Consider the following 21,927-nt stretch of genomic DNA (forward strand, 5'->3'; position numbering starts at 1 on the left):
CGACGGCGCGTTGCCCTTGCAAAGTCTTGACGTTCGCGAACCGCTCCATCAGCTCTGACAGCTCCGCTTCGATTGCTTGTTGAATCACTTGCCGCGCCCCGTGACGAACCAATTCGTCCAAACCAAGCCCGACTCCCGATAGACCGACGACTGCTTTTTCCGTATCCTTGCTCATGGTGGATGGTTTGATTTTTTGCTGGTTTCCGACTTCGACAATCAGATTCTCAGCTGAAACCTCCACCGCTTTCAACTTCCCGCATCAACTCCCCCGTACACCAGATTCGACTTTAGCTCCCGCATCTCCTGGGCGAAAAGACACCCAACAACTCAAGCACGGTATCGAACTATCTGCCGATAGATGCCAGCGTTAGGTGCGTCGATCATTGACGGCAAGAACGTCGAGCTCCGGAGCACAATATGGGAAAATATCCGCGCGGTACGCAGCCGTCAGCTGGCCTTGGATCCAACCTAACAGCAATGTGGACGTTCCGCAGGGTATTAAGGTTGTCAGCCCGACTACACGGAATTGCACTATCGGTATTATGGCCGAGTTCGGTTCATTCCCAGGTCTCACAGCCCCCAAACGGTCAGCATCGGCATTAATCAACATTCAATTGAGTACCTACTCGGTAACAGTCAATATCGCGAGCCAGTCGCCCACTTAAGTCAATCCTCAGTACGCCCGATTCGTCAGCTATAATTTGCGATAAGGTAGGGCCGTCAATCGAAGCGACCAATTCGACAACGATTAAATAATGCCTGACGCCTCAGTCCTGTTGGGGCAGTTTGCCTTAACGGCCTTGGTGACGAACGGGAACCTCGTGGCGTGTATGCGGGGTCGGCAATCAACCCATTGCTTTCCAGAGAAAGGGACTTCTATGACGATCGTCAGCATCATCGGTGTGGTGCTTGTGTTGACGGTCGTCGTGCTTGCGTTACTGGCAGTTGTCGATATCCTGTTCGGGCTACGGGTGCGCAAGGGCAAGCGGGTTGGCCCAAACGGTCGCGCGACATCGAGCGCTGCAGCCAATCCGCCTCGTTGCTTGAACCGTCTTTTTGACCGGCGCTCCGTGTCAGACCATGCCTGTGACAGGCCAAATCGCCAGAGCCAAAAATAGTGCAGGATAGGCAGGCGCCCTCGATTCGGGCTGAATCTGCGTTGCTGCCCGTGTTTCATTCAAGGGATCACCGTTCGATTGACAACTTCAATGGTCGGCCCTCCCGGCCCGATGTCCGATGTCACGAACGGAACACGTCCAGACCTCCTCCACGTCGGCGAACGGCTCACAACGCGCCCGCTCACCGCACTCCCTTTTTCTCGCACGCCATACACGCTATAGGCTGCCTGAACACTTTCCTCGTCGCGGTGCTGATCAATTTCGATGTCAATGTCCTTGTGCACGGCGCCGGGTAATGAGGAAAGGTAAACCAAGATGCCGATCAGGCAATGACGGGTCGTCGGACGAACGATGCGAATGCGCTCGAGCACGTCCTTATTGTCGTCAGGCTCGATGTCGAGACCCGCAGAAGGGAGTGTCCCGCCAATGTTTTCCCATACTGGACTGTCGAACAGAATATCCTTGCCACTGATGATGGAAACGCCCTGCCGTCGGCATCCGCTTGCGTAGTGATTGAATACGCGAATGCACGTGCTATAGGAGTTCGGTCTGGTATAACTGTTGGCAATGTAGATTCCATCGCCCCAGCAGTCGGTTGTCACAGGCGACTCGATTCTGATATCAGCGCTTCCGGCTATCGAAATGCCCATGCCGAATCCAGCCCCGCTAGGATTTTTGACGGCCGCGTTCAGTTGCCTGCTGCCGGACAGGCGCGGGTTTTCGAGCAAGACATGTTGTATGTCCCACGCTCTCATCATCTGGTAATCGGCCGTATTGTGCGCAAGCAAGCTGATTGACGCACCCGGCGCGAACTGGACATGACTATTGGTGCGCAAGGTCAGGCCCGTTGCATCAATCCTGCAGTCACCGGTTATCAGAAGGGTCTTTCCAACCGATTCATCAATGGCGCGCTGTAGCGCAAACCTGTCATTCGTTTTACCGTCCCCCTTTGTCCCGAACGCGCTGTCCACAACGACAGCTGTGTGCTGTGTCCGGGACGGGCGTCGCGGCTCACCTCTGGCAACACTGTTAATTCGTGCGAGCATCATGTTCAGCGCGATGCACTGTAGCGCACAACGTCTGCTGATCATTTCTATCTCCAGAACATACGAATTGAGCGAAGACCAGGCATGCTTATGGAAGAGCGCTATGTCCGCATCATGCTACAGGAACAACGGCCTCATGGTCGTGATCGACAAGCTCGTGAACAGCAAAGCGAATCGATCGGGCGCGTCGAGAAGATCACCGGCAAGAAGATCGCGTTCTACGAAGCGAACGTGCGCGACGAAGCCACGCTCGACACGATCTTCGACCAACACCCCATCACGGGCGCGATCCACTTTGCGGCGCTAAAGGCCGTTGGCGAATCGGTCGCGAAGCCGATCGAGTACTACCGCAACAACATCGACGGCCTGCTCGTGCTGCTCGACATGATGCGCGCGCGCAATGTGAAGCAGTTCGTGTTCTGCTCGTCGGCAACGGTGTACGGCGTGCCGGAAATCTCACCGATCGACGAAACGTTCCCGCTGTCGGCGACCAACCCGTATGGCCAGAGCAAGCTGATCGCCGAACAGATCCTGCGCGACCTCGAAGTGTGCGACCCGTCGTGGCGCATCGGAGTGCTGCGTTACTTCAATCCCGTCGGCGCGCATGAAAGCGGGCTGATCGGCGAAGAGCCCGGCGGCATTCCGAACAACCTGATGCCGTATGTCGCGCAGGTGGCCGTAGGCAAGCTCGACAAGTTGCGCGTGTTCGGCGGCGACTACGACACGCCGGACGGCACGGGCGTGCGCGACTACATTCACGTCGTTGATCCGGCGCGCGGGCATATCGCGGCACTCGTATGCGCTCGTCAAATGCGACGCGAGCTTTGTCGTGAATCTCGGCACGGGCCAAGGCTATAGCGTGCTGGAAATCGTGAAGGCCTTCGAGAAGGCATCCGGCAAGCCGGTGCCGTACGAGATTGTCGCGCGCCGTCCGGCCGATGTCGCGCAGTGCTTCGCGAATCCGGCGAAGGCGCTCGACGTGATCGGCTGGAGCGCGCAGTTCGACATCGAGCGCATGTGCGTCGATCATTGGCGCTGGCAGGCGCAGAATCCGCGGAGGTTCGAGTGAGCGTGGGGCGTGGCAGGGATGCGTCACCGCGCGCGCATCCCGCCACCTTCGTCCCGTCAATGTTCATGTCTGGCTGCTGTGCCCTGTGCGCAAGCCGAATGACACTGCGCATTCGGCCTCTTTTCTCCGCGACGCGCATCCTTTGATCGCTAATGCCGCGAGATGTTTGCGTGGGACGGCGTTCTCAGGTGTCAAACGCGTGGCATCTCCACATGTTTTGGCTGTTCTGGCTTAGAAGAGGCCTCAAGATTTTTGCGCAACAGCCGAAATCCCAGACGTGAAAATCAGCGCAACGTCGGCCGGATTCCAAGCATCTGTAAAATGGCGGTCTGGATCGCGACCGTCCCGTCCGGCGCAGCATGGCTCGTAGACGGACATCGAAGATTGCCCCCATGAAGAATTTTTTCGACAGCGGCCTCGCGCAGCGCTACGGCTACGGCATCGCTGTGTACATCGCCGCCAGAACCGCCGACCTGCAGCGCGGCATCGAACGACAAATGTCCAACGCCGCGCCGCAGGCCGGCGCCCGCTCGAAGACGCGCAAGTTGAAGAGATCGTCTCTATCCTGCGTAGCAAAGGAGGAGACATTCCCGCCGAACCGAGCGCGGACGGCGCCCGTTTATCGGACGCAGATGCAACTGGTTGACTGACCTCGTCACAGGATCTTTTCATCGGTCCATTTTCACTTCTGTTTCCTCTCGCGGCACGTTGCTTGCAACGCCTTAAAAGGGCATTTCCGCTGTTTTCCGGCGGGCGACCCTGACCGTCGCCCGTCGCGATCACGCGTAGCCTCGACACGCTTTCAGGGCCCAGCGTGGTGGATTCCACGTTGATACGTTACTGGCTGGTCCCGCAGTCTGTGGTTCGACGCACAGATATCCGGTTGCGCAACTGCTGCAATGAGCGCGAACAACGGCGTGGCGGCAAATCGATTCCGAGCGCGCTGCGGCGCTTGCCCGGAGGAAACATGAACGTCATCGCAGAAAAGATTTCCCGCGCGTCCGCGGGTCACGAGACGCAGCCCGCTTGCATCATCCAGCCCGTCGTGCTGGCGGGGGGCTCAGGCACGCGTCTGTGGCCGCTGTCGCGCGAGCAATGCCCGAAACAGCTGATCGGCCTGACGAGCGACGAATCGCTGCTCGAAGCCACTTTGCGCAGAACGGAAGGGCTGCGCGTGCCCACACCTGGCCTTCCGACCCAACACATCGTGAGGACGCAGCGTGCGCTCGTCGTCTGCAGCGAAGAACTGCGGCTGCCGACCCGCGAACGGCTCGAACGCTGCGCGTGCGAATCGCGCGTCGTGCTCGAACCCGTGCCGCGCAACACGGCGCCCGCGCTGACGGTCGCCGCGCTGGCCGCGCTCGCGGACGCGCCGCAAGGCGAAGACCCCGTTCTCGTCGTGATGCCCGCCGATCATCTGATCGTCGATGAGGCCGCGTTCGCCGCGACGCTGCAGCAGGCCGTCCAGCACGCGCTGCACGATGCGATCGTCGCGCTGGGCGTGCCACCCGAGCGCGCGGAAACGGGCTACGGCTACATCAAGACGGGACTACCCGCCGACGCGCCCGGCGCACGGCCCATCGAGCGCTTCGTCGAAAAGCCCGCGCAGGAAACGGCCGAGCGCTACGTCGCGTCGGGCGAGTACTGGTGGAACAGCGGCATCTTCGTGATGCGCGCCTCGGTGTGGCTAGCGGCAATCGCTTCGTGCCGGCCCGACATCGCGGCCGCATGCCGCACAGCGTATGACGACGCGTGCACCGATCGCGACGGCGCGTTGATGATCGACCGCGCTGCGTTCACCGCATGTCCGAGCGATTCGATCGACTATGCGGTGATGGAACGCATCGGCGACGATCCGAAGCTGACGGGCATCATTGTGCCGCTGACGGCGGGCTGGTCCGACGTCGGCGCATGGGACGCTGTCTGGAACATCAGCGAGAAGGATGCGGCAGGCAACGTCGCGCGCGGCCGCGTGCTGCTGGAGAGCGCGACCGACACGTACGCGCATTCCGAAGGACGCCTCGTCGCGTGTGTCGGCGTGACGGGCGTCGTGGTGGTCGAGACGGCCGATGCCGTGCTCGTCGCCGCGAAAGACCGCGTGCAGGACGTCAAGGCGATCGTGAACCGGCTGAATGCCGCGAAGGACACGGAAGCGAAAGTGCATCGGAAAGTCGAGCGGCCGTGGGGCTGCTACGACTCGATCGATCGCGGCGACCGCTTTCAGGTGAAGCGGATCGTCGTGAAGCCGGGCGGGCGGCTATCGTTGCAGATGCATCATCATCGCGCTGAACACTGGATCGTCGTGCGCGGTACCGCGCGCGTAACGCGCAGCGACGAAACGTTTCTGCTGACCGAAAACCAGTCGACCTACATTCCGCTCGGCGTGAAGCACCGGCTGGAAAATCCGGGCAAGACGCCGCTCGAGATCATCGAGGTGCAGTCGGGCGGTTATCTGGGCGAAGACGATATCGTGCGGTTCGACGATCAGTACGGGCGCACCGGAGTCTAGCGGCAGGCCTGTCTGGTGAAATGCGGCGCAGGCACGCGCCAAGCGTTACAGCAACGCCGCATCTTCGGAAACACGGATGAAAACAAACGGGCGCGACGGAGCTGAATTGTCATCCCGAGCGTCGACGGAGGGCACTGCATCCGTCTAAGTAACGACCTGTCAATCGAGAAATGAGATTGCCACACGCGCAGGTGCGACTTCGAGACGGGCCGACCAAAACCGTTCCGTGCAGGAATTAGCGGGGTACGCGCGGCTGCCGACGTGCGCGATCCGCTTTACGTCCGAGATTGCACATGTGCGCACCATATGCACAAATCGCAGCCGTCAGAACCAACGCAACAACACCGAAACCCATCGTCGTTCTCCGTTTCGATAATTCAAGGTCAGGATAGCCTCAATTCTGCTTGAAATACAGCTTCCCAGAAAGCCCATCTTGAGCTCGATTTCTCGCCTGCAGCATCCCGTTGACCGTGGCCACCATGCCGGACGAGAACCCATGCGCTTCAAGCCGGTGCCGGAATCGCGTAATCGTGCTCTCGTCAGGCAATCGGGAATGTCGCCCAGTGATTCTCAACCGCCATCGCGATATAGGCTGCTTCGCCATTGCCGACCAGGTTTGCAACCGCGACTCGTCATATCTGCCTAGTTACTGCGGCTCTGCGATCACAACAAACCGTAAAGCAAAAACGGCCCCCGGTAGGGAGCCGCTTTCATGCTGCGCTTCGTTTATTTCATGATCGCCAGACAGACCGCCACGACGATGGCGAACACCTTCCACATACGCCACAGTTCGCTGGACCAGATCGCGCCTGCCGCGCCTGTGAGAAGCAACACAACGCACAGGTTGTTGTTCACATGCATGCTCGCGAGCATGGCGGCGAACCACCACAGCGCGAGCGATACGACAAAGATAATTGCCCTGCGCGCGAAGAAAGGCAGCGCCATGAACTTCACGTAGGACAACGTCAGCCAGTCCGCAGCGCGCATTTACTCCTCCGACTTGTTGTTCTTGGAATATTCGGTGACATCGAAGCTGTACCAGCCTGCGACGCCAGACGCGGCAAGCGACGCGAGAAAGAGCCGCGAGATTTCGATCAGTGCCAGCATATTTCCACCTCGGTAGTGAAGGCTCCCATGCATCGCGCCTCGCGCGATGAACACCAGAGTCAGACCTATCGTGGCTTCTCTGTAGCGAAGTCAAGTCTCCATCCGAACGAGACCGTGCTAGTGCTGATATGTATTGCCCGGTTTTCTGGGCTCAAACAAAAATGCATGAGGTATTGTCGAATTTCTAACCAACAGCCCCTCCGCATCAGGCTGTCAAGAGAGTCGCTGCCTTCAGACGTCACTCGTTGGGCCAAGTCAAGAGCGTAGCGTGAAACAGGTCAGCTATTCGGGAGGCGACGACCTCGCAAGACCTGGAAGACTTGTCCGGACGTCTGAAGCTTCAGGCAACGCCAGCAGCGGCCTCCACGCGAAACACCGCCACCGCCTCGCGCAGTACTATCGCCTGCGCTTCGAGTGATTTCGCGGCGGCCGCCGCCTGTTGCACAAGCGCCGCATTCTGCTGCGTCACTTCGTCGATCTGGCCGATCGCCTTGTTGATCTGCTCGATGCCGTCGCTCTGCTCGTGCGCGGCGCTTTCGATCTCCGTCATGATGCCCGTCACGCGCTCGACGGAGGCCATCGCTTCCTGCATCGTCTTGCGCGCATCGGCGACGAGCGACGCGCCCTGCTCGACCTGCGCCGTCGAATCGCCGATCAGATCGCGAATCTCCTTCGCCGCGGCCGCCGAGCGCTGCGCGAGCGCGCGCACTTCCGATGCCACGACGGCGAAGCCGCGTCCCTGCTCGCCCGCGCGCGCCGCCTCGACGGCCGCGTTCAGCGCGAGGATGTTGGTCTGAAACGCGATACCCTCGATGATGCCGATGATCTCGCCGACCTTGCGCGACGAACCGGTGATGCCATCCATCGTTTCTGTCACGCGCGTGACCACATCGCTGCCGCGCACGACCGTCTCCAGCGCGCCTTGCGCGAGAAGGTTCGCCAGCTTCGCATTGTCGGTGTTCTGCTTGACGGTAGCCGACAGCTCTTCCATGCTCGCCGCCGTCTGCTGGAGCGCGGCCGCCTGCTGCTCGGTACGGCTCGACAGATCGGCATTGCCGGCGGCGATTTCGTTCGCGCCCAGCGTGATCGACTGCGTGCTGCCGCGCACTTTCGACACGGTTTCGACGAGCCCGTCGCGCATCTGAGCGAGCGCCTGCAGCAACTGACCCATTTCGTTGCGCGAGCGCACCTTGACGGTCGAAGTCAGATCGCCTTCGGCCATGCTGCGGAAGTGGCGGATCGTCTGGTTCACGGGCTTCACAACGGCGGCGGAAAGACCGGCGCGCGCCAACGCGCCCACCACGATAGCCACCACGCCGATCGCGATGAAGATGCCTGTCGAGATCCTGAAGCGCTGGCTCAGTTGCTCCGCCTGGCGCTGCCGGTTGTCGGCGTGCGCGTGCCTGAGCGCGTCGATCGCCTTCGCATAGATGCCGTAGTAATGGTCGCCCGTTTCGCCCTGAATCGTGCGGAACGTGTTGAAGTCGTTATCGACGAGGGCCTTGTGCTCCGGCTCGATCGCCTGATTGACGAGCGCCATGCGTGCGTCCGCGACTGTCTGCGCAAGCTTGCGCTCTTGGTCGCTGCCGAACGGGCCAGCCATGTAGACGCGGAACTCGTCGTTCGACGCTTCGAGCATCTTGTGCGCGGCCGCGAGCAGCCCGTCCGTCTCCTTGCCGACGCTGAAGAGCGTCTCGTAGCTGCCGAGTGACAGTCGGACCTGCAACAGCTTCTCCGAACTCGACGCGAGCGCACTCATCGCCGCCGAAGTCTGCTGCACGTTCTGCAGACCATCGTTGCTGAATTTCAGCGCGCCCCAACCGACGCCGATCACCGTCAAAAGAAGCGCTGCGAATACACAGATGACGAGCGTCAGTCCTTGTCGGATAGTGAGGTTGTTGAGCATGGAGAGTCCGTGACATGCGATAGGCAGCCGGGATGGCGGCCCCGTCGATGGCTAACGGCAACGGCTCACGTGTTCTGGATAGGGAGAATCCATGACGCAGCATGTGGGATGGCGCGTGCCGGGCACGCGTCGTCAACCCGTCCGGGCGCGCTGCGTTTCATTTGTATAATCCCCCGTTTGCTTTCCGGCCCCCACTTTCATGCTCAGTTTCGCGCTCGGTTTCATCGTTTCATTACTGGTCACGCTCGTAATCGTGCGTTATGCGCATCTGCATGAAACTTTCGCGGACACCGATCTGGGCGGCGTGCAGAAATTCCACGCGCGGCCGGTGCCGCGCATCGGCGGAACGGGCATTCTGATCGGGCTCGTCGCATCGGCGATCCAGTTGCATGGCGCGTATCCGCGCGTGTCGGTGGGCATTCTCGGGATTGTCGCCTGCGGAATTCCGGCGTTCGCTTCGGGGCTGGTCGAAGACCTGACGAAGAAAGTTTCGCCGCTCGTGCGCCTGATCTGCACGATGATTGCGGCGGCGCTCGCCTATTTCGTGCTGGGAATCGCCGTCACGCGCATCAGCGTGCCGCCGCTCGATTTTCTGCTGTCGTATGCGGCAATTTCGTGTGCCGTGACCGTCCTGGCCGTTGCCGCGCTGGCGAATGCGATCAATATCATCGACGGTTTCAACGGGCTCGCTTCGATGGTTGCGTTCATGATGTTCGCATCGCTCGCTTATGTCGCGTTTCAGGTGCATGACCCGATCGTGCTATCGGCGTCCCTGATCATGATGGGCGCGGTAATGGGCTTCTTCATCTGGAATTTCCCCGCCGGCTTGATCTTTCTCGGCGACGGCGGCGCGTATTTCATCGGCTTCATGCTCGGCGAGCTGTCGATCATGCTCGTGATGCGCAATCGCGATGTGTCGGCGTGGTATCCCGTGCTGCTCTTCATGTACCCGATCTTCGAGACGTGCTTTTCGATCTATCGGAAGAAGTTCATTCGCGGGATGTCGCCGGGGATTCCGGATGGCGTGCATCTGCATATGCTCGTCTACAAGCGTCTGATGCGCTGGGCCGTTGGCGCACGCACGGCGCGTGAACTGACACGGCGCAATTCGCTGACGTCGCCTTATCTGTGGCTGCTTTGCCTGATCGCTGTGATTCCCGCGACGCTGTTCTGGCGGCATACGCTGCATCTGTTCTGTTTCGTCATCGTGTTTGCCGCGACATACGTGTGGCTCTATGTGAGCATTGTCCGATTCAAGGTGCCGCGCTGGCTGGTGGTCCGCAAGCACCGGTGAAGCGCTCGCCAGGAGGGGCACCCCGAGCAGCTCTTCCTATGAAGCCACCAGCCATTACGGTCAAGTCAGGCAATAGCGGTCCGGCAACGTCAATCAACATCGGGGTCGAGCGCACGCTTAGACCAAACGGTGCGCTGGCATGCATGACCGACGGCGACAACCTCCGACACAGGAATTAATAAATAAAAAAGGCCACACCCGAACACGCAGCCTTGCTTTGTCTGTCCGACGATAATCCTGCAACGGCGTTATGACATGCGTCGACGAGCGCGGTCTGCCTTGCGACCGTTACGGTCCATGATCAGACCAAGTGCAGATAAGACAAGAGCCACGCCAAGCGCAAAAAAAATGAAGCCCATGTGATTCTCCGTTTTGTGGATACGTGCGTGGTACAAACGGCCAACGTACTGGCGGCGCGCTTTCTATGCGGTCGTGCACGGCGCTCAACAAAAAACGGCGCCGAAAATGCGGGCCTCTATACGGATAAAAACCGGCAATGTCAGTTCAGTTCAACGATCAGCGCGCGATACGCCGGTGCCGCCGTTGCCGATCGTGCTTGCGACCGCGACTGCTCATGTAAGCACCGTAGCCCAGAATCGGCGCTAAGAGAAACAGTACGAACAAACCGAGATTCATGGTAAATGTCCGTTCATGGAATTCATGCCTTGAAGAAAGGGTACCACAACGACGAGGACGCCCACGGCCTCGTTCAGGAGCTTGCTCCGTGTCGGGGCGGCCCGTGCCCACCGGAACGACAATTAGCGGAAAGCAAAGTCTCCCGGGCTGCCTGCCTTCCCCCAAATCTTCCGTCGGCTCTAACCCCACTCGGCGCGGCGCCATTGCATCTGGGCGGCGATCGCTGCAGAACAACGTTTTTTGCCAACGACCGACGCATACGCCTTCGGCGCTCGTTTCTGCCAGCGTCGTTGCAGGCCTTTCACATGTCCCGCCAGCACTCCCGTCAGACCTGGCGCTATCAAAGCAAGTCTGTCGATCAGGGAGCGCGACCGGTTATGACTTTTTTGTTCTACTACTTTCGTCGAGCAGTGGGCGTGGACGCGCTGCGTTTATTGCATCAAGCAATCCGTCGCCCGAGATCACCTGATGGCATGAAGAACAATCTCTGAGAAAAGAGGTTCGTTATCCAGATTTACTCCAACACTCCCCAGAGTCAGGGCGAAGACAGGATGTACCCGCCGGTTCGAATGTCCGGTCGTTCAGCTCACATCCGCTAGCATCTTTCGCAGCAGCGCCAGCCGTCGGAGCTGAGGCGTGACCAAATAAAATCTCTGTTCAATCTCTGCAATCCGGCTAAGCCAGTAAGACACGCCGAGACTAAGTTTCGCATCAAGGACGTCTGTATTGCAGAGATGGCGTACTACCGTTTCAAGGTGTTGCAATTCTCCGTCGGCTAGTGCCGCCCGTGATTTGGGCGCTTGGCGTACTGGGATCGCTGATGATCTGCGCTTCATCGCATGCCCCATGAACGACCAAGGACGTGCAGCACCGGATTGCAAAAACCCGTTCGTTGTAAAGTACAGACGCACGAAGGCAATGACGCCAGCGCGACGAATGCGATGTCCGGTTTTCTTTTGACCACATGGCGGTGAAGCCGCGTTATGCATTGCATGGCACGTTGAAGTAACTTTCGTTAATTCATCATGCCCACGCCACGCCAAAGTCAACGGAGCGGCGCCGTGCAGAGCGGCGCATGCATGGCAGGACGTTCGACGCAGCCAGGTGCTCACAGCGGAACGAGCTGTGCCCACGGCACCCGTGAGTCCGCTGTCAGAGCGAACGCTATCTGCAGGTCGGGAGCACAACGAAGAACTGGCTTCCCGTCTGCCGGAGAAAGGGCAGATGGGTGCGCGGGACGAACGCAGACCGTCTTGCCGGTCGTATTGGCCGGCAACCTGAGAAAAGTTGTAGCGCGTCTGCCGTGATTACGCCGTTCAATAGCAACAGGGCGAACGGGCCGAGCTGGCAAGAAATTTAGCGGCGGATGCAGAGTGATCTCTCATTGAAGTGGACGCCGCTCATGTAGCTTGAGGCGCTCTGCCGGGAGGCAACGCCGCGGCACAACGGCTCGCCCTAGCCGCCGGAGCGAGGACGCTGCGATGGCTCGATCAGCTGAAATAGCGTGGAATGCTTCTCTCTTTCCTGAGCCGCGGCGATTTTGCTCACGACCTTGTTAAGCGCGATTTCCATTTCGCGACGATAACGGAGCAGAAAATCCGGATGATCGCACTCGATAATGAGTCGCCCTGCGCCTCTACCCTTTTTGATGCGTAGGCGCGAGAACGGCCCTGGCGGGACGTTCTCGCCATTCAGCTCACGCAGGACTTGCCCGGCCGTATACTTGTCCGCGATGTAGCGGATCTTGTTCGCACGCGCATCTAGCTCCCGGGTGCCCACCCTTCTTTCGACTGCAAGCAGTTTGCGTCCCACCGCGAACGTCAGCTGGCTTTCCCAGAAAAGCGATCTGACGCCAGGCGGTAGCTGTCCGATAGCGACGGCATCGCTTATGTTCCTTCGGGAAATGCGTAGCGCGCGGGAGCAGGCGCTGTAACTCGTCCATTCCCCGTCGACGATTCCACGATGGTATCGATCGAACAGAGCCATGGGTAAGTCCTGTGACCGAGGAATGGGTCTGTCCTGCTCCCTGCCAGCCGACGCTGCCACTTTCCTTGCTTCAGACATCCGGCCTTTTACCAGCGCGAGCACCGCCTTCGCGGGCAACTGGATGCCAACAGTAACATGCTGCCGGATTCGCTCACGTACCGTCTCAAGACCGTCACGCGCCATGACTTCGCGTATGACGCGCACGGTATGACTGCTGATCTCGGTGCGATCCGCAAAGATCGAGAGCAGCTCCTCTGGCAGTGAGCCCATTCGCAGCGCCATCGACAGCTCCGCCTGGCTCACGTTGAGCGCGCGCGACGCGCCAGCCTGCGTGGTCCATTCCCCATTCTCGAGTCCTCGTTGATATAAATAGGTAACCAGGAAGCAACGGCGCAGGGCATTCCCCCGACGCGGTTCATTACGGCTTATGTGTTTTTTCACTTCTCCCCCATTTCGGTCGGCCAGTTCAGCGACGAAGCATTAAAATACGCGAATTGTCTGCAAGATGGCGGCGCTATGAGGTGCAAAAAACAGCGTCTTTCGGCGATACGCTGCTCAGCACCCAGCAAGCCCTCCGCCAGCGCAGCTGAAAAGACAGGATCGGTGAGTTTGTGACATCCGCGCTCGCCCTACACGCTGCCTCGGGACGGACGCGCGACGTGGCCATATGTTCACATTGCATTGCCCTGCCCGTGACCGCCCGGCGGCACGTCGCGGGCTGCCAAAGCGACGTCGCAACGGCACGTTGATCGCGAAGGGCGATCAGTCGTACATGACCTTTGCCGGATCAGGTATCTGTTTTTCTGGACATATTGCCCCAAGTGCCTGGTTTCACTAAGAAAACGGCCTGATTTGCGAAAAACCATTGACCGCACAGGTGGCCCGCTTTCGCAAAACTGCGCCGTCAAGGAAGGCCGAGCAGACGTCAGAGACCGGAGCCAGATCACGGTGCTGATTTTTTGGGCATATTGCCCCAAGCGCCTGATCTTGCGAAGGAAGCGACTCAATTTGCGAAAAACCACCGACCTCACAGCCGCCCCGTTTTCGCGTAACTGCGCCATGCAAACGGCCCGTGAGCATCCAAAGGCATAGTGCGGACTTCGGGCATCATTGCGTTCCAACTGCGGGCAGACCTGCGATTTACTTGCCGCTGACTTGCGAGAACCGCTACGGATGGCTTAAGAAGCGCCGTTGTGGCACATTGCTTCAGGTCCCGTACGCTCATAACGGCCTGCAAACAAGTCGTGTATCAACGCGTGAGATTGCCGGGCAAGCGTCGCCGGCGCAAAGGGCCCGAAAAGTCACGCCGCGACCGCCGTGGTCGGCATGATTTATCCCACCCTTCGGCTCTGCGTCCGGCACTGCCGCAAGCGTTGCCTAGAACCAGTCTGGTAGCCCAACGGATGAAACAAGCGGTGACCGCTCACGTCTTTTCGAAGCTGCGAATTGGCCATTCGCCGGTCTTGAACAGAGAAAGCGGCCAGCGCCGGTCATGTGTAGAAAGCACTCGCCTTGCCCGAACATCCAAGTCACTTCAAAAGCTAAGATGTTTTTCTACCGCACGAAGTGTGGGCAGATAACCACACCCGCTAACAGAATGGCAGCGCCTGCTAAAGACGCACCGCCGTGCGCCGTCGAAGCGGCGCATATTGCGGAGATGCCCACGAATCCGCATCGGCTGCAACCCAAGGGCCTGGTGATTGCATGATCCAAGCTTGAGAACTTCTCCCCTTTCCCAAGCTGGCTCGGACGTGCGTCACGTCGTCAGTACGCGCATGCATCCGATGAGCAATCGCTTCTGCATTACCTCGATATCGACGAAACGGGCTCCGCTGCGACGATAGTGTTCCCGCTTCACTCGAAAGAAATAATGCAATTCGCTTAACTTGAGAAATGAGGTTGATATATCCAGTCCAAACTCGCATGTTTCATTGTCGGACACTGCGATGCTCTCTATCGGGCAGTCGACGTCATCAAGGATGGCCCCTAGATAGTGAACGACCGGCGCGGTGTATCGAAGCGGGCACGGATGCAGTTCGGTCCTCGCTCCAGCGGTACTGACCTGCAGCTTATCCTTATCAACGCTCCTATCCACCTTTCCCACCCAGTCGATCTGACTGATCACGAATACTCCAATGCAGGTAACGGCTAAACAGTCGACGCGGACCGCAGGGCCGGCCAGACCGACCGACGTCAATACCGTCAGGCCCTCAAACAAGCGGTATTTCGACCCAAGCATGGGACCCAGGACAGCATGTAGCTTCGACGAAAAATCGATATATCTCAGGCGACGCTCCGCAGCTATGGGGTCGTTTACAATTCCATCTGGATATCCGAGTATTGCGTCGGCGGGTATGAAGAAGTCTGTGCGGATTCGTCCGCATTCCGAGTAATGTTTAGTCATCTTGAGCTTTCCTGTCGTCCCATTGTCATCTGGTTTGACACACTGATGTCCGGTCGCGCCAGCAATGATGATCGTAGCGCTGCCTAAGGACTAGCGGCATCCGGAATGGTGACGCTTTTGGTAAGTCTTTCAACCTGAGCTTTGCTGGCGACGATATGCCTCGCTTCCTTTTCCCGTTATTCCAATGGGTGTCTCAACGCCGACTTCATCGCCTTCTATCTCCGCTCGCAGAACCACGGATTGAAGGGAGATCCGACGTCTACCCGTTTCCGCAGGGGCTCCCGTTCTATCCTTGCTCCAGACCTCAAACACAGGAGGGCCGGCAGTTCTCGGATCTTTCGGCGTCTTTAGACTGTGACGAAGCCCAGGATCCTGCAGTCAGTGTTTGCACGGATCGTTACGAAAAAAAGGACCGACGTCTCAATATTCGCAGCTCGCCGGCGAGCAAGAGCGACATACAGCCACATGGACATCGTCATGCGCGCTCAGTGCGCTGACCCTTCTGCGAGAATACAGGGCGACCTTCCCGAGGACCGGAAAGAGCACATCGCCTCATGAAACCCAACGATCGACCGAGCCGGCTCACGGTCTTAATCCGAAAAGCTCCGCAAAATCACATAGCTTTTGCTTGAACGTAGCGCCGGATCTGTGGTAGCTGACTCCGCCTCTCCAGCAAGCACTGGAATCGACGTCTCGACAGATTATTCATGGTTCATGCCCGTGAACCGGCGCAGAGAGCCGACAGACGGCTATACGCTGCGCGCGCCCCCTCGCGAAAAACATCTACAGCGCAAGGCTAGCCATGAATAGTGCGACCACAGCGGGAACTTACGCGGCACGTTGCAGATGATCGATTCAAAAGCCACTCTTTTCCTGCGGCTTTCCGCGATAACGGCGTCAACCGGTTGACGTGTGGTGCCGTCTTCTATGAGTGCGGGAGCCCAGCGCGTCGACAACAGGCAAGTGCCCACCTGCTCCGTGGGGGCTGTCACATTGTTCGCGATGAAATTCCGTAGCTGGCGCACGTGCCCTTGAGTGAGCGCAGCGGGTCCGTTTATCATGTGATGTCCGCTACGCATCGGCCACATCGCTCACGGTTCGTAGTGGGCGCCTTGTATCACGCCCGGGCCGCAAACAAGCGGCATCCCTCAACCCGCCTTCCAATTCGGACCGTGGGCGCATCATGGGACAACGCGCATTTGTCATCTGGTTGACGGGGATTTCGGGCGCAGGTAAATCCACGCTCGCCAATCTGCTCAGACATTCCTTGCACGGGCGTGGGCTGCACGCCGCCCTGCTCGACGGCGAAGTCTGCGTCTCGGTCTGAACAGGGATCTCGGGTTCTCCGACGACGATCGCAGCGAAAATATCCGCCGCGCCCCTAGGTCGCAAAGCTGATGGTCAATGCGGGACTCTCGGTAATCGTCGCGACCATTTCGCCGATCCGCGATATTCGCGAATCGGCACGTGCGCTCTTTGGCGACTATGAAACTACCGGAACTCCCCATCGTAGCGAAATGCGCCTCCCGATCTGCGTCAGCGGCTTCTCGACATACTGAAACGAAAGAACGGCGAGAGGAATCGTACTCGCGATCGATAACACGCTCGATAGGAACATCACTGCGAGCGGCTGACGCAACATTATCGGTGTCGGGACGACGTGCAACAGCGCGTTTGCGATGGCATATAGCACGATGAAGTGCAGCAGATAAAAGCTATATGAAATACGGCCGAGGAAGCGGACCCATCTGAAATCTAGGACCGACAGCGCGATATTGTCGCGACCGCTAGCTATCATCCATATCAACACGGCACTGGCGGCCACGATAATCAGGTCTGCTTCGAACGGATGCCAGAGCGGAAAGCAGGCACCCGACGCCACGATCGCAGCCACGCACGCTATGACAAGAGCGGCGCCCCCTTGCTCGCGGGCTGTGGTTCGCGCGCCGTGTTTAAAGACGGCAATTCCCACCGCGAACATATACACGTAGTGAAAGGCGCCAAACTGGTCAGCGCGGAACATCCAGCCAACAAGTAAGGTAGCCATCAGCAAGACGACGGTCCTGATCATTCCACTTCTGCCAACCGCGAAAACCATAGCGGGCAGAAGAGCTGATGCGATGAGCTCCACTTTCAGAGTCCACGCGTTCGGATTCAACCAGGGAGAAACAAACGCCGCATTTTCAATCACTGTTTTGGCTGCGAGTGGCTCGCCGTACCAATTCGTAAACCAGTCGGATGCGCCCGCAATCACACTGTGTCCGGGATAAATCGACAACAGATACATCACAACGACGCCGAGCGAAAGCCACGATACGGGAACGATGCGGAATAGTCGCTTGACCGAAAATGACCAAAACCGGCCTGCGGTCAGCTGTTGTCCGAGCATCGATGCGGTCAGAACAAATCCGCTCAACACGAAGAAAATATCGACGGCAGCCTCGCCGCTGAAAACCGAAATCAGAAACCGGGCAATTCTGGCTTGTGTGCCCGAAACTTCCCAAACCGGCGTTGCACCGATCTGTTCGCGGTTGAAGGCAAGCCAGATCATCGAATGACCGACGGCGACCGATAGCGCCGCAATACCCCTCAGGGCCTCCAACCTGTCAAAGAATCTGGACGAACTTCCTTCTTTTACCGACATCAAGTGCTCCGCGAATGAGCCATGATGCTAGCAGAACGAAGAGCACCATTCGGTTACGACCGCCTTTGCGCCCCGTGTCCCCAGATACGCAGTCTTCCCTGATGACGGTTATCAGTTGCGGGGCGTAGTACTCCCCACGCTGCAGCGGCCGGCTCGGAGCAGTCAGAATCAGCAAATACTATCGATCGTAACAGCGATTCAGACGTCTGCCCCCTATTTTCCAGCGAGTTTGGCGCCTCGGGGACAATATTGACATAGGATCACGCGTAGGCAAACATGGCGACCTTCTGAAGGATTCTGGGCCTTATCAGCGCGATACGCACTTACTGGCTATCTTCCCGGCCTTGATTCGCGGTGTCGCATACTACAGATCTATACGAGGCCCCTCAAGCTGCCCCTTCGTGATGTGCAACAGGATTCAATGGGAGAGTGTCTGTGGATCGCAAACAGAAGATTCTCGAGCAAACACGATGCCGGCAATCCGTCCGTCGATGTCGACAAAATAGTCGAAACAGATGCCATCTGGGGAAAGCGAACGCTCGCGGAAACACTAAAGCGGCCAGTGGACTTCATCGTCGCCTCCCACGTAATCGAGCATGTCCCAGATCTGATCACGTGGTTGCGTGAGCTCTCGCATGCGCTGAGGCCCGGCGGGCAGGTGCGCCTCGCAATTCCAGACAAGCGTTTTACATTTGACCTTCTGCGTAGAGAAACCGAGCTTTAGCGACGTACTCGACTCATACATCCTGTCAGCCCGCGTTCCAACGCCCCATGCAATCCTCGACTACTATCTAAATGCAACTCAGGTCGACCCGATCGCCGCTTGGCGCGGGGAGCTCAACGAAAATAATGTCAAGCCGAAAATAATGTCAAGCGCCCCGATATTTTGAACAGACCATGGCAATGGCGAGGGACGCCGCCAGCAATGGCACCTATCATGATGCACATTGCTGGGTATTTACGCCGCGTTCATTTGCAAAGCTTTTCGAACAGCTATCCACGCTAGCGCTGATTCAATTTGCATGTGACCGATTCTTCGACACCGACGTCAATACAATTGAGTTCTTCGTGTGGCTCAGGCCAGAAACCGATACCGTAAAACCTGTCTCGAGCTGGCAGCGGATGGCATTGGAGGCTAAAACATTTGCACCAGGCAAGGATCAGCGGTCCCGTCCTGGAGCATCCACTACGAATACGTGGAAAATCGCTGCGCCATTGCAAGCTCGTTCCATGCGACTTGTCCGATCGCTCCTGGCAGGGTCGAGATAAGCGCCCGCTTGCCTAGATTGATACCCGCTTGTCTGTCACCACCGTCAGCGGAACGGTTCGCAACGGCGGTACGGCCAGTGTCGGCTGATAATCGGCAACCCACCGCCGAAGATCGCGGCGCACTTCGTCGTCCATCAACACGCGATGCTGCATCAGCCACGGCAGCAGTTCGTCGAGCAGATTGCCGGGCACGCCGCGCGCCTGCGCGATGCGCAGCTTCGGATGCGGCGTGCGCGTCGTCGTTTCCTCGTCGGCGAGTAGTTCCTCATACAGCTTCTCGCCCGGACGCAAGCCCGTGAATTCGATGCGAATCTGTTCTTCCGTAAAGCCATACAGGCGGATCAGATCACGCGCGAGATCGACGATCTTCATCGGCTGGCCCATATCGAGAATGAAGATTTCGCCGCCATGTCCCATGCTCGACGCCTGCAGCACGAGCTGAGACGCCTCGGGAATCGTCATGAAAAAGCGCGTGATTTCCGGATGCGTGACGGTAACGGGACCGCCCTTCGCGATCTGCTGCTGGAACTTCGGGATCACGCTGCCCGCGCTGCCCAGCACGTTGCCGAAGCGCACGGTCTCGAACTGCGTGCGCTTGCTCGTCTGCTGGAGGGCCTGGCAGGCCATTTCGGCAAGGCGCTTGCTCGCGCCCATCACGTTGGTCGGATTGACGGCCTTATCGGTCGAAATCAGCACGAAGCGCGTCACATCATGGCGAATTGCCGCGCGCGCCACCCGGTACGTGCCGAGTACGTTGTTGCGCACGGCTTGCCAGGCGTTCTGCTCTTCCATCAGCGGCACGTGCTTGTAAGCGGCGGCGTGGTAGACGATATGCGGGGTGTAGCGTGCCATCACCTGATCGAGCAGCAGTGAGTCCTTGGCGTCGCCGATGACGGGCACAATCGATGCGCCCGGGAGGCGTTCATGCAGTTCTTCCACGAGGCGATACATCGCGTACTCGGAGATATCGAATGCAATCAGCTGCGCGGGCTTGAAACGCAGAATCTGACGACACAGTTCCGAGCCGATCGAACCGCCTGCGCCCGTCACCATCACCACGCGCGCATGCAGCAGCGCTTCGACGTGCGGCGTATCAATATGCACGGGCTCGCGGCCAAGCAGGTCTTCGAGGTCGATGCGGCGCACGCGGGACATCGACGCCTGTTCCTCGGCAACGTCCGTCAGCGCGGGCAGCACCATCGCGCGCACACCAGCGCGCACGCACAGCGTGGCCGCGCGGCGCTGCTGTTCGACCGATGCCGACGGGATCGCGATGATCGCGTATTCGGTCTTCATCGCCTCGGCGATTTCCGGCAGCTTGCCGATCGGACCCAGCACCTTGTAGCCGTAGATTTCACGGCCCTGCTTCGAGACGTCGTCGTCGAGCAGGCCGATCAGCCGCCACTCGCTCGAACGCGACAGTTCGCGCGCGAGCATCGCGCCCGCCGTGCCCGCGCCGAGTACGACGACGGGCTTGCCTTGCGCCACCAGCCCGCCGTACAGATAGAATTCCTTCGCTGCGCGATACAGCGCGCGCGAGCCGCCCATCGCGAGGAACAGGAAGAGCGGCGACACCAGCAGCACCGAGCGCGGAATGATCGGGATCGGCTGCACCATCACCGCGAGGATCATGGTGATAAGGGCGGCCGCCGCCACCGCCTTCGATATGCGCAGCAGATCGGGCAGGCTCGCGAACACCCACATGCCGCGATACAGGCCAAAGATGCGGAACATCACGCCGTAGACGGGCAGCACCCATATGAGGGCGTGGAGCGCGCCCTCCCGGAAGTCCGTCGGCACGGCGCCGTTGAAGCGGATCACGTAGGCGATGAGCCACGTGCCCGCGACGGCGGCCAGGTCGAAAAGGAAAGCGCTGAAGGATAGCCAGCTGGCTTTGGTTCTTAGCATCAGCGTCATACCTCGGATTGTTTGGACAGTGTTGACTGGAACCGACGCCAGCGCAGATCGACGATGCTTCCGATGACGACCAGCACGGCAGCCCAACCAGCGACGATACCCCACTGAGCGACCGTGGAACGGCCGAGTGCGAACAACGCAAGTCCTATGCCGACAACCATGACTGCGTACCACGCCCACGCGGTACCCGCATGGCCGACTCCTGAACGCACCATGCGCTGATAGTAGTGCTCGCGGTGCGCCTGCCAAAACTTTTCGCCGCGCATGAGCCGCCGCGCGAGCGTCACCGACGCATCGCCGATGAACGGCGCGAACACGAGGGCCGGGAACCATACGGGCCACGCGCCGCCGCGCCAGCCCCAGTAACCGAGCGCGCCTGCCAGATAGCCCAGCGAGATAGACCCGGCGTCACCCAGGAAAATCCGGGCCGGATGAAAATTGAAGAAAAGGAAACCGAGCGCCGCACCGGCAATCGCAACCGACGCGAAGGCCAGATCGGGCATCGGCTGGCTGCTCAGCAGCGCGCCGGCGGCGTAGCCCGAAAAGCCGAAAAGCGCCATGCCGCCCGCGAGGCCATCGGCGCCATCCATGAAATTGTAAAGGTTGACGAGCCAGATCATCAAAAATGCCAACGCGCACAACAGCCACCACGCCGCCGCCGCTGGAAAAAGCGCGACGTACACGACGACGGCGGCCAGATGCGCAGCGAACCGCACGCGCGCAGGCAGTCCGCGGCGGTCGTCGATCTGGGACACCGCGGCGAGAAACGCCGTCGCGAGCGCAGCGCACCACAGCGACGGCGCCACCAGCAGCATCGCCACGACAGCGACGGGAACGATGCCCCAGCCACCGACGCGCGGGGTCGGGCGCACGTGGAGCGACCGGTCGTTCGGTATATCGGTTGCGAGCCGCCAGGCGAGCCCCGTCTTCAGTAGCGCGTAAAGGATCGCCGCGCACACGCAGACAGCTGCGAGGGCGATGCCGGGTACGGTCGACGGGGCCATCAATGAGGCTTGCATCGG

General features: G+C 59.3%; 15 protein-coding genes and 4 pseudogenes. 8 read left to right on the forward strand and 11 right to left on the reverse strand.

Going from position 1 to position 21,927, the window contains the following annotated elements; all coding sequences use genetic code 11:
* Positions 1 to 175: pseudogene (locus GCT13_RS27770) on the reverse strand (IS256 family transposase); the annotation flags it as partial.
* Positions 176 to 878: 703 nt separating this feature from the next.
* On the opposite strand from GCT13_RS27770, the gene GCT13_RS27775 reads away from it, so the two are divergent.
* Positions 879 to 1,118: a hypothetical protein gene (locus GCT13_RS27775; RefSeq protein WP_152763507.1), complete on the forward strand. Its 240-nt coding sequence runs from the start codon at positions 879 to 881 to the stop codon at positions 1,116 to 1,118.
* Between the two features lie 59 nt (positions 1,119 to 1,177).
* On the opposite strand, the gene GCT13_RS27780 is transcribed toward GCT13_RS27775, so the two are convergent.
* Positions 1,178 to 2,209 (reverse strand): hypothetical protein, encoded by a 1,032-nt coding sequence (locus GCT13_RS27780; RefSeq protein ID WP_152763509.1) that lies wholly within the window; start codon positions 2,207 to 2,209, stop codon positions 1,178 to 1,180.
* Between the two features lie 91 nt (positions 2,210 to 2,300).
* On the opposite strand from GCT13_RS27780, the pseudogene galE reads away from it, so the two are divergent.
* From galE to GCT13_RS27795, 3 genes and pseudogenes are all read left to right on the forward strand, one after another.
* A pseudogene (gene galE / locus GCT13_RS27785) lies at positions 2,301 to 3,233 on the forward strand (UDP-glucose 4-epimerase GalE); the annotation flags it as partial.
* A gap of 392 nt (positions 3,234 to 3,625) precedes the next feature.
* A complete protein-coding gene (locus tag GCT13_RS27790) occupies positions 3,626 to 3,883 on the forward strand; it encodes a hypothetical protein (RefSeq protein ID WP_227747043.1) in 258 nt (85 codons plus the stop codon).
* Between the two features lie 317 nt (positions 3,884 to 4,200).
* Entirely contained in the window at positions 4,201 to 5,742 is a 1,542-nt protein-coding gene (locus GCT13_RS27795) for a mannose-1-phosphate guanylyltransferase/mannose-6-phosphate isomerase (RefSeq protein ID WP_152763511.1), read from the forward strand.
* Positions 5,743 to 6,196: 454 nt separating this feature from the next.
* On the opposite strand, the pseudogene GCT13_RS51305 reads toward GCT13_RS27795, so the two are convergent.
* The 3 genes and pseudogenes from GCT13_RS51305 to GCT13_RS27810 form a co-directional block, all read right to left on the reverse strand.
* Positions 6,197 to 6,298 (reverse strand): annotated as a pseudogene (locus GCT13_RS51305) (IS5/IS1182 family transposase); the annotation flags it as partial.
* Positions 6,299 to 6,468: 170 nt separating this feature from the next.
* The gene (locus tag GCT13_RS27805) at positions 6,469 to 6,729 is read right to left on the reverse strand and encodes a hypothetical protein (protein WP_152763515.1); all 261 of its coding nucleotides are present in this window, start codon (positions 6,727 to 6,729) and stop codon (positions 6,469 to 6,471) included.
* Between the two features lie 460 nt (positions 6,730 to 7,189).
* A complete protein-coding gene (locus GCT13_RS27810) occupies positions 7,190 to 8,755 on the reverse strand; it encodes a methyl-accepting chemotaxis protein (RefSeq protein WP_152763517.1) in 1,566 nt (521 codons plus the stop codon).
* 199 nt (positions 8,756 to 8,954) lie between these two features.
* Between GCT13_RS27810 and GCT13_RS27815 the strand changes: the two genes are divergently transcribed.
* Positions 8,955 to 10,049 (forward strand): MraY family glycosyltransferase, encoded by a 1,095-nt coding sequence (locus tag GCT13_RS27815; RefSeq protein ID WP_152763519.1) that lies wholly within the window; start codon positions 8,955 to 8,957, stop codon positions 10,047 to 10,049.
* Positions 10,050 to 11,266: 1,217 nt separating this feature from the next.
* On the opposite strand, the gene GCT13_RS27820 is transcribed toward GCT13_RS27815, so the two are convergent.
* The 3 genes from GCT13_RS27820 to GCT13_RS27830 all read right to left on the reverse strand — a co-directional run bounded on the left by GCT13_RS27820 (position 11,267) and on the right by GCT13_RS27830 (position 15,075).
* Positions 11,267 to 11,674: a hypothetical protein gene (locus GCT13_RS27820; RefSeq protein ID WP_152763521.1), complete on the reverse strand. Its 408-nt coding sequence runs from the start codon at positions 11,672 to 11,674 to the stop codon at positions 11,267 to 11,269.
* Positions 11,675 to 12,140: 466 nt separating this feature from the next.
* The gene (locus GCT13_RS27825) at positions 12,141 to 13,112 is read right to left on the reverse strand and encodes a hypothetical protein (protein WP_152763523.1); all 972 of its coding nucleotides are present in this window, start codon (positions 13,110 to 13,112) and stop codon (positions 12,141 to 12,143) included.
* A gap of 1,315 nt (positions 13,113 to 14,427) precedes the next feature.
* A complete protein-coding gene (locus tag GCT13_RS27830) occupies positions 14,428 to 15,075 on the reverse strand; it encodes a hypothetical protein (RefSeq protein WP_152763525.1) in 648 nt (215 codons plus the stop codon).
* A gap of 1,183 nt (positions 15,076 to 16,258) precedes the next feature.
* Between GCT13_RS27830 and GCT13_RS27835 the strand changes: the two are divergent.
* Positions 16,259 to 16,473: pseudogene (locus tag GCT13_RS27835) on the forward strand (adenylyl-sulfate kinase).
* Entirely contained in the window at positions 16,473 to 16,634 is a 162-nt protein-coding gene (locus tag GCT13_RS51310) for a hypothetical protein (RefSeq protein ID WP_407670864.1), read from the forward strand. Before GCT13_RS27835 ends, GCT13_RS51310 begins: the two are co-directional and overlap by 1 nt.
* Here GCT13_RS51310 and GCT13_RS27840 read toward each other — a convergent pair.
* Positions 16,559 to 17,719, reverse strand: a complete 1,161-nt coding sequence (locus GCT13_RS27840; RefSeq protein ID WP_152763527.1) for an acyltransferase family protein — start codon at positions 17,717 to 17,719, stop codon at positions 16,559 to 16,561. The genes GCT13_RS51310 and GCT13_RS27840 overlap by 76 nt on opposite strands.
* Positions 17,720 to 18,140: 421 nt before the next feature.
* Between GCT13_RS27840 and GCT13_RS51315 the strand changes: the two genes are divergently transcribed.
* Positions 18,141 to 18,443, forward strand: coding sequence for a methyltransferase domain-containing protein (locus tag GCT13_RS51315; protein ID WP_152763529.1), 303 nt, complete (start codon positions 18,141 to 18,143; stop codon positions 18,441 to 18,443).
* A 557-nt stretch (positions 18,444 to 19,000) separates the two neighbouring features.
* Here the strand turns inward: GCT13_RS51315 and GCT13_RS27850 are convergent.
* Both GCT13_RS27850 and GCT13_RS27855 read right to left on the reverse strand, forming a co-directional pair.
* A complete protein-coding gene (locus GCT13_RS27850) occupies positions 19,001 to 20,896 on the reverse strand; it encodes a polysaccharide biosynthesis protein (protein ID WP_152763531.1) in 1,896 nt (631 codons plus the stop codon).
* A gap of 5 nt (positions 20,897 to 20,901) precedes the next feature.
* A complete protein-coding gene (locus GCT13_RS27855; RefSeq protein WP_227747044.1) occupies positions 20,902 to 21,909 on the reverse strand; it encodes an MraY family glycosyltransferase in 1,008 nt (335 codons plus the stop codon).
* Between the last annotated feature and the right edge of the window lie 18 nt (positions 21,910 to 21,927).

The organism is Paraburkholderia franconis (assembly GCF_009362735.1).
Lineage (GTDB): Bacteria > Pseudomonadota > Gammaproteobacteria > Burkholderiales > Burkholderiaceae > Paraburkholderia > Paraburkholderia franconis.